15 protein-coding genes and 1 pseudogene are annotated in these 13,358 nt (G+C 41.6%); 6 read left to right on the top strand and 10 right to left on the bottom strand.

What is annotated here, in order from left to right; genetic code table 11:
- Positions 1–11 precede the first annotated feature (11 nt).
- The 6 genes from SST62_RS0110970 to SST62_RS0110945 all read right to left on the bottom strand — a co-directional run bounded on the left by SST62_RS0110970 (position 12) and on the right by SST62_RS0110945 (position 6,099).
- Positions 12–221 (bottom strand): hypothetical protein, encoded by a 210-nt coding sequence (locus SST62_RS0110970; RefSeq protein ID WP_009910800.1) that lies wholly within the window; start codon positions 219–221, stop codon positions 12–14.
- Positions 222–303: 82 nt separating this feature from the next.
- Positions 304–1,209: an SPFH domain-containing protein gene (locus SST62_RS0110965; RefSeq protein WP_029187373.1), complete on the bottom strand. Its 906-nt coding sequence runs from the start codon at positions 1,207–1,209 to the stop codon at positions 304–306.
- Positions 1,210–1,218: 9 nt separating this feature from the next.
- Positions 1,219–2,469, bottom strand: coding sequence for a threonine ammonia-lyase IlvA (gene ilvA, locus SST62_RS0110960; RefSeq protein ID WP_029187372.1), 1,251 nt, complete (start codon positions 2,467–2,469; stop codon positions 1,219–1,221).
- 294 nt (positions 2,470–2,763) lie between these two features.
- Positions 2,764–3,786, bottom strand: a complete 1,023-nt coding sequence (gene ilvC / locus SST62_RS0110955; RefSeq protein ID WP_029187371.1) for a ketol-acid reductoisomerase — start codon at positions 3,784–3,786, stop codon at positions 2,764–2,766.
- 140 nt (positions 3,787–3,926) lie between these two features.
- Positions 3,927–4,403, bottom strand: coding sequence for an acetolactate synthase small subunit (gene ilvN, locus SST62_RS0110950; RefSeq protein WP_002942256.1), 477 nt, complete (start codon positions 4,401–4,403; stop codon positions 3,927–3,929).
- Positions 4,396–6,099: an acetolactate synthase large subunit gene (locus SST62_RS0110945; protein ID WP_024387508.1), complete on the bottom strand. Its 1,704-nt coding sequence runs from the start codon at positions 6,097–6,099 to the stop codon at positions 4,396–4,398. Before SST62_RS0110945 ends, ilvN begins: the two co-directional genes overlap by 8 nt.
- Before the next feature lie 225 nt (positions 6,100–6,324).
- Here SST62_RS0110945 and SST62_RS01000000111800 point away from each other — a divergent pair.
- The 5 genes and pseudogenes from SST62_RS01000000111800 to SST62_RS0110925 all read left to right on the top strand — a co-directional run bounded on the left by SST62_RS01000000111800 (position 6,325) and on the right by SST62_RS0110925 (position 11,001).
- Positions 6,325–7,376: pseudogene (locus SST62_RS01000000111800) on the top strand (glycosyltransferase).
- Positions 7,363–8,298: a phosphodiester glycosidase family protein gene (locus SST62_RS0110935; protein WP_029187370.1), complete on the top strand. Its 936-nt coding sequence runs from the start codon at positions 7,363–7,365 to the stop codon at positions 8,296–8,298. Before SST62_RS01000000111800 ends, SST62_RS0110935 begins: the two are co-directional and overlap by 14 nt.
- The gene (locus SST62_RS01000000111795) at positions 8,273–8,689 is read left to right on the top strand and encodes a hypothetical protein (RefSeq protein WP_032499466.1); all 417 of its coding nucleotides are present in this window, start codon (positions 8,273–8,275) and stop codon (positions 8,687–8,689) included. Before SST62_RS0110935 ends, SST62_RS01000000111795 begins: the two co-directional genes overlap by 26 nt.
- 160 nt (positions 8,690–8,849) lie before the next feature.
- Positions 8,850–10,565: a dihydroxy-acid dehydratase gene (gene ilvD, locus SST62_RS0110930; RefSeq protein ID WP_029187369.1), complete on the top strand. Its 1,716-nt coding sequence runs from the start codon at positions 8,850–8,852 to the stop codon at positions 10,563–10,565.
- A gap of 49 nt (positions 10,566–10,614) precedes the next feature.
- Positions 10,615–11,001 carry a DUF6176 family protein gene (locus tag SST62_RS0110925; protein WP_029187368.1) on the top strand — a complete coding sequence of 129 codons (387 nt, stop codon included), beginning with the start codon at positions 10,615–10,617 and terminating at the stop codon, positions 10,999–11,001.
- Between the two features lie 29 nt (positions 11,002–11,030).
- On the opposite strand, the gene SST62_RS0110920 is transcribed toward SST62_RS0110925, so the two are convergent.
- The 4 genes from SST62_RS0110920 to SST62_RS0110905 form a co-directional block, all read right to left on the bottom strand.
- Positions 11,031–11,372 carry a metal-sulfur cluster assembly factor gene (locus SST62_RS0110920; RefSeq protein ID WP_029187367.1) on the bottom strand — a complete coding sequence of 114 codons (342 nt, stop codon included), beginning with the start codon at positions 11,370–11,372 and terminating at the stop codon, positions 11,031–11,033.
- Between the two features lie 115 nt (positions 11,373–11,487).
- Entirely contained in the window at positions 11,488–11,988 is a 501-nt protein-coding gene (locus SST62_RS1000000113085; RefSeq protein WP_029942769.1) for an IS630 family transposase, read from the bottom strand.
- A gap of 19 nt (positions 11,989–12,007) precedes the next feature.
- Positions 12,008–12,337, bottom strand: a complete 330-nt coding sequence (locus SST62_RS1000000113080; protein WP_079267494.1) for an IS630 transposase-related protein — start codon at positions 12,335–12,337, stop codon at positions 12,008–12,010.
- Between the two features lie 101 nt (positions 12,338–12,438).
- Positions 12,439–12,891, bottom strand: coding sequence for a pyridoxamine 5'-phosphate oxidase family protein (locus SST62_RS0110905; RefSeq protein WP_029187364.1), 453 nt, complete (start codon positions 12,889–12,891; stop codon positions 12,439–12,441).
- Positions 12,892–13,029: 138 nt separating this feature from the next.
- Here SST62_RS0110905 and SST62_RS0110900 point away from each other — a divergent pair, with 138 nt between their 5' ends.
- The gene (locus tag SST62_RS0110900; RefSeq protein ID WP_029187363.1) at positions 13,030–13,344 is read left to right on the top strand and encodes an IS630 transposase-related protein; all 315 of its coding nucleotides are present in this window, start codon (positions 13,030–13,032) and stop codon (positions 13,342–13,344) included.
- Positions 13,345–13,358: the final 14 nt, after the last annotated feature.

The raw sequence follows: 13,358 nt of genomic DNA, 5'->3' as shown, positions 1-13,358 counted from the left end.
TATTATTTAGATTAGTTTTCAAATTTCTTGTGGTTTTTATCGTAAAAATCAATCAACCCCAAGGCAGTAGCAAATGAAATGTTGTCAATTTTAGCGCGTCCTTGTGCAAGAGCGATAACTGACATTTCACGAGCATTCGTTTCCTTGCTGATACGGTAACCAGTGATTTTCTTTTCACGAACCCAGCCAACAACTGCGGCAACTTTTTCGTAACTAGTCATGAGAAACCCCTTTCCTTTTTATTCGTGCAATTAAGTATAATACAGATAAACCTATTTTGTCAAGCAAAATGTTCGGTTTTTACTATGATTTTACTTTGAGAGATGACAATAGTTGTGTTCTGATATCTTCTACTCCTTCCGGATTTGCAGGAAGGAAAATGGTTTGATTACCTCCTTGTGCAAAATTGTTTAATGTATCCAAGTATTGGTTGGTCAACAGGATTGACATAATTTGCTCCTCAGACAGACTGACATTCGAATCTTTCAATTCTCTGATCGAATCTGCCAAGCCATCTACAATTGCCTTCCTTTGTTGGGCAATCCCCACACCATGTAGACGGTCTTTTTCAGCCTCTGCTTCTGCTGCTGTAACAATTTTTATCTTGTCTGCTTCTGCCAATTCTTGGGCCGCAACCCGTTTCCGCTGAGCTGCGTTAATTTCATTCATTGATTGCTTGACCTCGGCATCTGGCTCGACCTTTGTAATCAAGGTCTTGACGATAACATAGCCGTAGGTTGACATTTCTTCTGCTACTTGTTTTTGAACTTCCAGAGCAATTTCATCTTTTTTCTCAAAAAGCTCGTCCAAGGTCAACTTAGGAACTGAAGACCGAAGAGCATCCTCAATATACGACTTGATCTGAGCCTCTGGATGCATGAGTTTATAATAGGCATCCGTTACATTATTCTCATTGACACGATATTGAGTGGCTACATTCATAGTCACAAATACATTGTCCTGAGTTTTGGTTTCTACCACGATTTCACTCTGCAACATCCGCAATTGAATACGGGCTGCAATGACATCAACTCCAAAGGGGATTTTAAAGTTAATACCTGAGGTAGATGTTTTTTGGTACTTCCCAAACCGTTCCACGATGGCAACCGTTTGTTGCTTGACAACATAAAGCCCTGAAACAACCAAAATCAAAGCAATAAATAGAAAGAACAAGAAACTACCGATAAAAATAATTGGACCTAGTGTCATAACGACCTCCTAAACAAGCATTTTATAAAGCGAATCATTTTCATGAAGATTGATGTACTGGGGATCAAACTCTTCCAAGCGAGAAATAAACTGCGTATAATCTGTTTTATCTCCTAGGGCAATACCGATTAGAACCGGCCCTGTTCCCTTATTGGCACGTTTGATATATTCAAAACGAGTAATATCATCATTTGGCCCTAGAATATCATTTACAAATTCACGAAGAGCCCCTGGACGTTGTGGAAAATTAACAACAAAGTAGTGTTTAATTCCCTCGTAGATAAGCGCACGTTCCTCCATTTCCGGCATCCTGTTGATGTCGTTATTACCACCAGAAATGATACAACAAATGGTTTGCCCCTTGATTTGGTCCTTGACTACCTCAAGAGCTGCAATCGTTGCTGCTCCTGCTGGCTCAGCAACAATACCCAGCTTAGAATAGAGGTCTAAAATAGTCCCAGAAATCCATCCTTCATCCACACCAATCAGGCGATCTACGTATTTCCGAGCCACTTCGTAGGTCGACTTACCAACTTTCTGTACCGCAATACCGTCAGCAAATTTATCAATTTGGTCTAATTTAACCGGACGACCTTTATCAAAAGCCGCTTTCATTGACCGTGCCCCACTTGCTTCAACACCAACAATCTTAATTTCAGGTGCATGTTCTTTCAGATAGGCCGAAACGCCTGCAACCAGACCACCTCCTCCTATGGGAACTAAAATCTGGTCAAAACTAATGGTTTGCTCTTCCGTTTCTTCCAAGATTTCATAAGCTACTGTTCCCTGACCAGCCTGCACATTTTCATCATCGAATGGGTCTATAAAGGTTTTCCCACTTTCCAGAGTATAATCTTGTGCCGCCTTGGCTGACTCATCGAAGGTATCTCCTACGAGCCGAATCTCTACGTAGTCTCCTCCGAAAAATTTAACCTGCCCTATTTTTTGTTGCGGAGTTGTAATGGGCATGAAAATCGTAGCAGGAATTTGCATTTCCTGACAGGTGTAGGCCACACCTTGAGCATGGTTTCCGGCCGAAGCACAGACCACTCCGCGTGACTTCTCATCATCTGTCAATTGTGAAATAGCATAATAGGCTCCTCGAATTTTAAAAGAGCGAACACGCTGTTCATTTTCTCTTTTTAAATAAATAGTTGCACCATATTTTTCCGACAAGTATCGACTATAATCCAAGGGGGTACGTACTACCACGCGCTTAAGAACGGAGTATGCTTGTTCTACATTTTTTGCTGTAATCATAGTTCCATTAATTTCTTTCTATATTTATTGTACCAATATTCCCTGAAAAATCCTAGCAATTAGACTTATATTCAAGCTACTAGCATGTTGTTCAACAGAAAACGAATGTTTATTTTTGTAAAGGTCTATTTATGAACAAAATGGGCAAAAGAGCTGGGAAAACCAGCTCTTTTATTCATTTTCGGAGATAGGGGAAAAAGGGAATGACATCCCCTCATCTGCCAACTCAAACCTTAAATGTATTGCCATCACGCAAAGTAAAGCTGACTATCACCCTATCTACCTTGATAGTGTTTAATTATAGATTTTGAATGCGTCGTCATCATTGCGTCCAACAAATGGCATTGCTTTGCGGAGTTCTGCACCTACTTTTTCGATTTCAAGATTCTCTGCTTCTTTACGATAAGCTTCCATACGTGGACGGCCTGCTTTATAGTCATTTACAAATTCATTTGCAAATTTACCAGATTGAATATCTGCAAGGACTGCCTTCATGTTTTCTTTGACTTGGTCTGTAATGACACGTGGGCCTGATACATAGTCACCGAATTCAGCAGTGTTTGAGATAGATTGGCGCATTTTCTTAAAGCCACCTTCGTAGACAAGGTCAACGATAAGTTTCATCTCGTGGAGAACTTCGAAATAAGCCAATTCAGGTGCATAACCTGCTTCTGTCAAGACTTCAAAACCTGCCTGCATAAGAGCTGTCAAGCCACCGCAGAGAACTGCTTGCTCACCAAACAAGTCTTCTTCTGTTTCTTCCTTAAAGGTTGTTTCCAAAAGACCAACGCGAGCTGAACCAACGCCTTTTGCCCAGTCCATTGCAATATGTTTTGCATTGCCAGTTGCATCTTGGTAAACAGCATAGAGGGCTGGTACTCCAAAACCTTCTTCAAAGGTACGGCGGACCAAGTGACCTGGACCTTTTGGTGCACACATGAAGACATCCACATCTGCTGGTACCTTGATAAATTCAAAGTGAACGTTGAAACCATGGGCAAAACCAAGGGCATTCCCTGCTTCCAAGTTTGGAGCGATTTCTTCATTGTAAAGGTCTGCTTGGATTTCGTCTGGAGCCAAGATCATGATAACATCGGCTTGTTTTGCTGCTTCTGCCACTTCAAAAGTTTCAAAACCGTCTTCTTTTGCCTTGTCAAATGACTTGCCGGCACGCACACCGATGATAACATCATGGCCTGTATCACGCAAGTTTTGCGCATGGGCGTGCCCCTGTGAACCATAACCGATAACGGCGATACGTTTACCGTCAAGCGCTGCTACTGTTACATCTTTTTCATATTGCATTGTTACTGTCATAAGATTCTCTTTTCTATTTTTTTATTTATAAGGTTGGATGCTCAAAGAAAATGAAGGCTAGACTAGGCGATGCAGACGAAGATAGAACTAACGTTCATCAAGCCAAGTCAACGCAGTATAGGATTGATTATCGAAGAGGATTAGTCTCTACTAAAGCCAGTCGCACCCGTTCTTGCGATATTCTTAATGCCGTAAGGCTGAATCACGCGCAGGAGGGCGTCAATCTTATCTCCGTCACCTGTCATTTGGATGGTAATAGAGTGAGGTGCCACATCGACAACATTTGCTCTAAAGGGTTGGATAATCGCTAAAATTTCTGCTCGTTTTGTTGGCGGAGCTGAAATTTTGACAAGAATCACCTCACGCTCTAAGTGGGGTATGTCCGTTAAGTCACGTACTCGAACCACATCAATCAAGCGGTTCAGCTGTTTGATGATTTGTTCGACCTCATCGTGACTAGCCACGTCTACAATCACCGTCACACGTGAGATGCCATCTACTTCTGTTGGGCCGACGGAGATGGACTCAATATTGATTTGGCGACGAGATAGGACACCTGTAAAACGATTCAGAACACCAGATGAATTTCGCAATTTAGCTGTTAACATTCTACGCATTGAACTTCACCCCCAACATTTCTGCATTGCTCTTACCTGCTGGCACCATCGGTTGAACATGTTCACGATTAGAAATATGAACCTCTATGAGCATTGGTTTATCTTCTAAGATAACTTTCATGTCTTCACTTAGAGTCGCTGGATTGTCAAAACTATAATGACTAATTCCATAAGCCTCCGCCAACAATTGGAAATTCGGTTCATCGTCAAATACAGATTGGCTACGACGCTTTTCATAGAAGGATTCCTGCCATTGACGAACCATGCCAAGAGAGTGGTTATTAATCAATACGACCTTAATCGGTACACCATAGCCATTCAAAATAGCCAATTCTTGGTTGGTCATTTGGAAGCCACCATCACCAACAAAGATGATTACTTCTTTATCTGGATTGGCTAATTTGGCGCCGATAGCTGCAGGAATACCAAAGCCCATGGTCCCCATGCCACCAGATGTTACAAGTTGACGTGCATGTTTGTAGGGGTAGAATTGGGCAGCCCACATTTGATGCTGACCAACATCTGTCACGACAATGGCATCCCCTTGCGTCAACTGACCAATTAATTCAATTGCCGCCTGTGGCTTAATAACCTTTTCATCTTCATCATACCAAAATGGCGCCCGACGTTTGTTTTCCAATACTTGTGCCGTCCAATCAGCATAGCCTGTTTCGACTGTTTCTAAAGCAAGTAGAGCTTTCAAGGTTGCCTTAGCATCGCCCACTACTGGAATAGCCGTTTTGACAACTTTACCAATTTCTGCGGGATCAATATCAATATGTGCTACCGTCGCATTTGGCGCATAGGTTGTTGGATTTCCTGTTAAGCGGTCATCGAATCGCGCTCCAATATTAATAATGTAATCAGCCTGATCCATAGCCATATTGGCAGCGTATGAACCGTGCATCCCCCCCATAGCCAAGGATAATTCATGCTCAATGGGCATTGCACCTAATCCAAGGAGGGTTGAAACTACTGGAATACGGTAGCGCTCTGCAAAGGCAACTAATTCTTTATTGGCATCTGCATAATTGACACCACCACCAGCCAATATAACTGGTTTTTGAGCTTGGCTAAGCTGTTTCAAAATTTTCTTAACCTGCAAACCATTTGGTTCAATCGTTGGCTGATAACTTGGTAGGTGTAGAGTTGGGTCATGATAAAAATCAACAACTCTTTCTTGGATGTCTTTTGGAACATCAATAACAACGGGACCCGGTCTCCCCGTTGTTGCAATATGGAGAGCTTCTGTGATGACTCTAGGAATATCTGCCGTATCCCGAATTTGGTAATTGTACTTGGTAATCGGCATTGTCATCCCCAAGACATCTGCTTCCTGAAAAGCATCTTTACCGATACCACGTGTTGCGACTTGACCAGTAAAAACTAAAAGAGGAACACTATCACCCATTGCGTCCGCAATTCCAGTAATGGCATTGGTAGCTCCTGGCCCAGAGGTTACAATGGCTACGCCCACCTTTCCTGATGATTTAGCGTATCCTTCGGCCTCGTGGACCGCTCCTTGTTCATGACGAGCCAAAATATGCTGGATTCCCTCATATTGATAGATAGCATCATATAGAGGTAAAACTGCCCCACCAGGATAACCAAAAACAAGGTCTACTCCCAGCTGATGCAGGGTGTCCAAAATGAGATAGGACCCCGAACGCGGTTGGTCTAGTTGAATTTCTTGCACGAATATTCCTCCTCTCTGCAAATTTGTTATCTACTATAATATCACAAGGAAGTAGAATGTCAAGGAATTTTCTGAAAATTCCTACATTTGTTCGTTTTCTTAACTATTTCCTAACATTTTCTTAAGCAAAACTTAAGCAACCCCCTTGACTGGCTTGGTTTCAGCTTGATTTTAGAAAACTTCAGTATAGTAGTCCCAACAAGAAAAATAAATGAGGTTTAGGATATGTATTATGTAGTGATACCGGCTTACCAGCCAGATGAAAAATTAATCCAACTATTAGAAATAATGAAAAACAGGCTAAATTGTCAGGTCATCGTTGTGGATGATGGTAGTACTGGCGCATCCAAAAATATTCTTGAAATCGCCAAAACCTATGCAATTGTTCTACACCATGATGTCAACAAAGGAAAAGGCCAAGCCTTGCGAACAGCCTTTAGTTTCATCCAAGATTTGAGAAAGCCCGGTGTCATCGTTACTGCTGATGCAGATGGTCAACACGCTGTCAATGATATTGATCGGGTAGCACGCGCAGCAATGAATTTACCAAGTCGCCTGATTCTTGGTGTTCGTCAATTTACCAAAGACATTCCCTTTCGGAGTCGTTTTGGTAACAAACTAACCAGAGTATTGTTTAGACTGCAAACTGGTGTCAATGTGTCCGATACACAAACAGGTTTGCGTGGATTCCATACTGACTTAATTCCATTCATGTTAGATATTGAAGGCGACCGCTATGAGTACGAGATGAACATGTTAACTCAGGCAAGTCAACGCTATAAAATTACGGAAGTCCCAATTCAAACTATTTATATCGATGATAATGCCAGTTCGCATTTTCGTCCCATAAAAGATGGACTGCTCATTTACAAAAATCTCTTCAAATTTGCTCTGGCATCTTTTGGTGGATTTCTAGTAGACTACGGTGTGTATGCTCTGGCATTATTGATGCTAACAGGACTACCGACTGCCGCACGCTTGTTAGTCGCGAATACCATTGCACGCATTTGTAGTGCTAGCTGTAACTTTGCCCTTAACAAGAAGTTAGTCTTTAAAATAAAGAAAGCGTCACTCGTACTGGAGCTGGCTACTTTACTTTAGCCCTTATCCTCTTCCTTTGTGACACTACGCTTCTTTATCTCTTCCACCAAATTCTAGGACTCAACCTCTACATTGTCAAACTAGCAGTTGGTATCTTCCTTTTCCTAGCTTCTTGGTTTGTTCAAAAAAATATCATTTTTAAAGAAAGGAAATCATTTTCCCATGAAATTGCTTAAAAAACCCTTTGCTTACGCTTCAATCTTCGGAATGCTCTTAACCAGCGGATTTACCTATTCTATGCTAAAGACCTTTGTCCTCTCAGAGGCCATCTCAACAGTAGCTACAAGCAATACCACAGCAAGTAGCCAAAATACAACTACCTCATCTTCATCGACAGCTGCTACCACCGCAACAAACGTATCCACAACAGATACCAGCTATACGGATGACAATATCCAAATTAACTTGGAAACCATCACAACCAACAATACAACTGTCTATGTAGCGGATATTCAAGTTAGCTCGCCAGAGTATTTAAAAACAGCCTTGGCTCAAAACACTTATGGTACAAACGTAACAGCCAAAACCTCAGAAACAGCTGCTGCAAACAATGCCATCCTAGCAGTTAACGGTGATTACTACGGAGCCAATTCAACTGGTTATGTTATTAAAAACGGCGTTCTCTACCGTGATACAGTTCGCGACAATGCATCTTACGGTGACTTGGCTATTTATGCCGACGGCTCATTTGAAATCATTTATGAAAATGAGATTACTGCCCAAGAATTGATTGACAAGGGCGTTGTCAACCTCTTAGCCTTCGGACCATCATTGGTAGAAGGCGGTGAAATTGTCGTAGATACTTCTACTGAAGTCGGTCGTGCCATGGCATCAAACCCACGCTCTGCTATCGGTATCATTGACGAAAACCACTACATTATCGTCGTCTCAGATGGACGTACATCAGAAAGTGATGGACTCTCACTCTATCAAATGGCTGAAGTCATGAAACAATATGGTGCACAAACAGCCTATAACCTTGACGGTGGTGGTTCATCTACTCTTTACTTCAACGGTCAAGTTATTAACAACCCAACAACAAATGGAAATACTATCTCAGAAAGGGCGGTGAGTGACATTGTCTACATCGGTTACTAATTCAACTACAAGAGTTTCAAGAACATTTATCTCCTACTTAGCAATAACAGCTTTCCTGTTTATTTTCAGTCGAATCTATGAAAGTCTCAGCTATGGCGAAGTCTCTGTCTTTATGCATTATATGTTCTGTGTACCATTAATAGGCGGAGCTGTGCTACTCGGTCTGCTACAACTTATACCTACTCTTTCACGTCTCTCCTATAATTTGTGGAATTCTGGCGTTGCAACTATTACAGCTGGTTGCCTTCTCCGAGGCATTATCAACCTATCTGGACGTTCAACTACCTTAGATCAACCTTATTGGTACATTGGCGCAGCCTTCCTAGTTCTATCGTTAGTCGGTCTTTTCATCAATCCATCTGGAAACAATCGCCGAAAAACAACCACTTAATCTACAAATAAATGATAAGGGCACTTAAAATTCTTAGGTGCCTTTTATTGTAGAATGAATTGTTGAAAAATTCGGAAATTTCCAATTATTTATCAAATCTTTTATCGTTTCTTTCATATCTATGATATAATGGGTAAAATAAGATAGGGAGAAGAAAATTATGACCGATACAAACAAACTTAAAAATCTCCGTCATCGTAGTTCTGTCTACGATTCGATGGTCAAATCACCTAACCGTGCCATGTTACGAGCAACAGGAATGACCGACGATAGTTTTGAAAAGCCTATTGTTGGGGTTATTTCGACATGGGCTGAAAATACACCTTGTAATATCCACCTCCATGACTTTGGAAAATTAGCCAAAGAAGGGGTAAAAGATGCAGGTGCCTGGCCTGTTCAATACGGTACCATCACCGTTGCAGACGGAATCGCTATGGGGACTCCGGGAATGCGTTTCTCACTGACTTCTCGTGATATCATTGCTGATTCTATCGAGGCAGCTATGGGAGGGCACAACGTGGATGCCTTTGTCGCAATCGGTGGCTGTGATAAAAATATGCCTGGTTCTATGATTGCTATCGCCAATATGGACATTCCTGCCGTATTTGCCTACGGTGGAACCATTGCACCAGGTAACCTCAATGGTAAAGATATTGACCTCGTTTCTGTCTTCGAAGGAATCGGAAAATGGAACAATGGCGACTTAACTGCTGAAGAAGTTCGTCAGATTGAGTGTAATGCCTGTCCTGGACCTGGTGGTTGTGGTGGTATGTACACTGCCAATACCATGGCTACTGCCATTGAGGTAATGGGTATGTCCATTCCTGGCTCTTCTTCTCACCCTGCTGAATCTCCTGAGAAGAAGGCTGATATCGAAGAAGCTGGTCGTGCTGTTGTACGCATGCTAGAACTTGGCATCAAACCATCTGACATTATGACGCGTGAAGCCTTTGAAGATGCTATTACAGTCACAATGGCTCTGGGGGGCTCAACCAACGCTACGCTCCATCTTCTAGCCATCGCCCATGCTGCTAATGTTGAATTAACACTGGAAGATTTCAACGATTTCCAAGAACGAGTACCTCACTTGGCAGACCTAAAACCATCTGGTAAATATGTTTTCCAAGACCTCTATAATGTCGGCGGTGTCCCTGCTGTTATGAAATACTTGCTCAAAAACGGCTTCCTTCATGGCGACCGCATCACATGTACAGGTAAAACCGTTGCTGAAAACCTAGAGAATTTTGCAGACTTGACTCCAGGTCAAGATGTCATCATGCCACTCGAAAATCCAAAACGTGCAGATGGCCCACTCATCATCCTCAAAGGTAACCTTGCTCCTGAAGGTGCCGTTGCCAAGGTTTCTGGTGTGAAAGTCCGCAACCATACAGGTCCAGCCAAGGTCTTTGATTCTGAAGAAGAAGCAATCGAAGCCGTCTTGACCGATGAAATCGTAGATGGCGATGTAGTCGTTGTCCGCTATGTTGGACCCAAAGGCGGTCCTGGTATGCCTGAAATGCTATCCCTTTCTTCTATGATTGTCGGAAAAGGCCAAGGTGACAAGGTTGCCCTTCTAACAGACGGTCGTTTCTCTGGTGGTACCTATGGACTGGTTGTTGGACACATCGCACCTGAAGCTCAGGATGGTGGACCAATTGCCTACCTCCGTACAGGTGATTTGGTGACGGTTGACCAAGATACCAAAGAAATCACCATGCATGTTTCTGACCAAGAAATCGAAGAACGCAAGAAAACTACTGTTATCCCACCACTCTACTCTCGTGGTGTTCTCGGTAAATATGCCCATACCGTATCATCTGCCTCTAAAGGAGCCGTTACCGACTTCTGGAGACCAGAACGTACAGGGAAAAAATAAGGAACTCAACGACCCTGTCCTCGCGGCAGGGTTTTCCAAAAGGAGAAAAATGAAACTAAACGTCGAACTATCCCGCTTTCGAGTCAAAGAAGGGAAATCAGCTCAAGTTGATGAATGGATGACCTTCCTTAATGACCATTTGGAAGATACCCTGCTCACCCTAGAAGGCGAGAAAATGTATGTCGAAACCATCTTCCGTGAAGTGCTGGACGGTCGCGAATACCTCTACTGGTACTCTGTCCAAGCCGAAGGAGGGATTGAAGTCGAAGATTCAGAATCCTATATCGACAAAAAACATTTAGAATACTGGGAAGAATGCACCGACCCGAGCTATGGCATGGTAGATTTATCTCCTCAGGTTGTCATGATTCCTAAGCCTGTTTATGAAACTCTGGAAGAATTAGACAGACAATACAACGACACATATAAAAACTGAGTTGCAAACTCTTGCAACTCAGTTTCTTTTTATTTCGGACTGATACCAAGCGTAATACGTCCAAGACGGCTGATGCGGGTCATCTTCCAAGCAGGAGACCAGACAATCTCTACCTGTGCATCGTTTATACCATCAATCGTTTTCAAGGCTGCAACTAATTCTCCTGGCATGGTATCTGCACAGGAACAACCTGCATCTGTAAAGGTCATGACAACCTTGCAAAAACCAGCTTCATCTAAATGAATCTCATAAATCAAACCCAAATTGTAGATGTCTAGTTCAATTTCAGGATCGTAAATGGATTCCAAAACCTCTATCAACTGTTCTGATACAGTTAACGCTCGTTCATTAATCTGAATATCTTCTCTCATTAGCTTTCTCATCTTTCTAATTTGTATCATTTTCTCATATTTTTTATCAATTATCAAGAAAAATTTGCAAATTCTGAATATTCAAAAAAAGTTTGGCTGAAACCTCTTTTTATAGTTATTTAGTTTTAAAATAGTATTCAAAAGCGGACTGAACAGAACGACCTGTTCTTAACAATTCAGTCACCTTTCTTTTTAGAGTAGCCCAAAACTGTTCGATGGGATTGAGTTCAGGAGAATAAGGTGGTAAGGGAAGAAAGTAATGCCCGCTAGCTATAGAACACTCATCAAGGTGCTTTTTAGGATGAAAAGCTGCATTATCCATAATGATGACATGGGGTTCTGTCAAGGATGGCAATAGCTGCTCCTGATACCACTTGATAAATAATTCCGCTGTCATCGTTCCATGATAAAGCAAGGGGGCTATAATTTTAGAACCAGTTTGACCAGCTACTACCGAAATTCTTTCGAATCTGCGTCCACTTACCTTGTCGTATACTTTCTCCCCTCGAGGTGCTCTAGCTTTGTGACGATAAAGATAAGTATCAATGCCAGTCTCATCAATGTAAACAATAGGGGTGTTTGGAAAGCAGGCTAAAACATCAAGATAGCGTCTCACTTTTTCGCTATCTTGTTCTTTATAGGTTGTGGTCTTTTTTTAAAGTAATATTCACTTTTTTTAGGGCTGCCCAAACAGATGGAATACTGCAGTCAAAATGCTCTGCTATTTCCCTTAAGAAAGCATCTGGATGTTCGTTAACAAAGGCTTCTAACTTATCCAATGGCAATTTGCGAGGGCTTGGTTTTCTTTTTTGGCGCTCCAAATGACCTAGTTCTTTGAGTTGTTTCTCCCACAGATACAGTGTATTAGTGCTAATTCCAAATAACTGACACGTTTCTTTTTTGGAATGACCAGCCTCTACATAATTAATAACTCGTTTTCTAAAATCTATTCCGTAACTTTTCATAAGTATAGTATAACACATACTATATAGAAACTAACAAACTATACCATGAAAAGAATAAAATAACCGAGTAATTTGCCACAGACTATTAAAGATACGGTTCTCTATAAACTTCTTGCTTGTCCTTCGTTGTCGCCTCCAATAGAAAATAAGTAGCGATGTCCTTGAGTTAGACTATGATAAAACCCATCTCCTTCATAAATTTGAAAAATCCTCATAGTCTTTTGACTTTCTTCATCTTTATAGACATGTTGAATATAGTCATTATCCGAAAACACCTTGTCCAGCAGTTCTTGGCTTGCCAGTCTTGCCTTTCCCTCAATCCGAATAACCTGGATGAGATACTCTTCTTCAGACAAGGCCGACAATGCCACGCGACCATCTTCTATTAACTGTCTATAAAAATGAGTCTCAGAACCAGTCATAAAGAAGATACCATCTTCATTCGCAGCAGTAATATGAATAGGTCGAGCGTGGGGATTTCCTGCTTCATCTACTGTCGCAAAAATCCCCAATTTCATCTCTTCCAAAATTCCCATGATTTCTTTCGTCTTCATCAGCAGCCTCCTTGACATAAATTCTACCTAGATTATAGCAAATTCTATGCAGAAAGTTAAGATGAATAAATCTAAAACCATATTCCTATATCAGATATAGTTGTTTAGTTTTTATTTGATGTGTGATAAAATAGACTTATGACTTACGGAATTGATTTTAGAAAACGCGTTATTGCCTATGTCCAATCAGGACACACAAAAAAGGAAACCTGTGACCTATTTGGTATTGGAACCGATACCTTGTACCGTTGGGAGACACAGCTGAAAAATGAAGGACATCTGAATCGTAAACCACGAGCTCGTAGTCCTCGCAAACTTCCGCTTGACCGCTTGGAAGCCTATGTCAAGGAACATCCAGATGCTTTCTTAAGGGAAATTGCAGAGCATTTTGACGAACCCACTGAAAAAGTCATCAACTTGATGTCTTTTTTTGCTATACTAGAGTCGAGGTGATTCCTATGCTTGAT

The organism is Streptococcus suis YS56, from assembly GCF_000440115.1.
Taxonomy (GTDB): Bacteria; Bacillota; Bacilli; order Lactobacillales; family Streptococcaceae; genus Streptococcus; species Streptococcus suis_L.
Note: the sequence above shows the minus strand (reverse complement) of the source record. Positions and strands in the feature narration are given on the sequence as shown.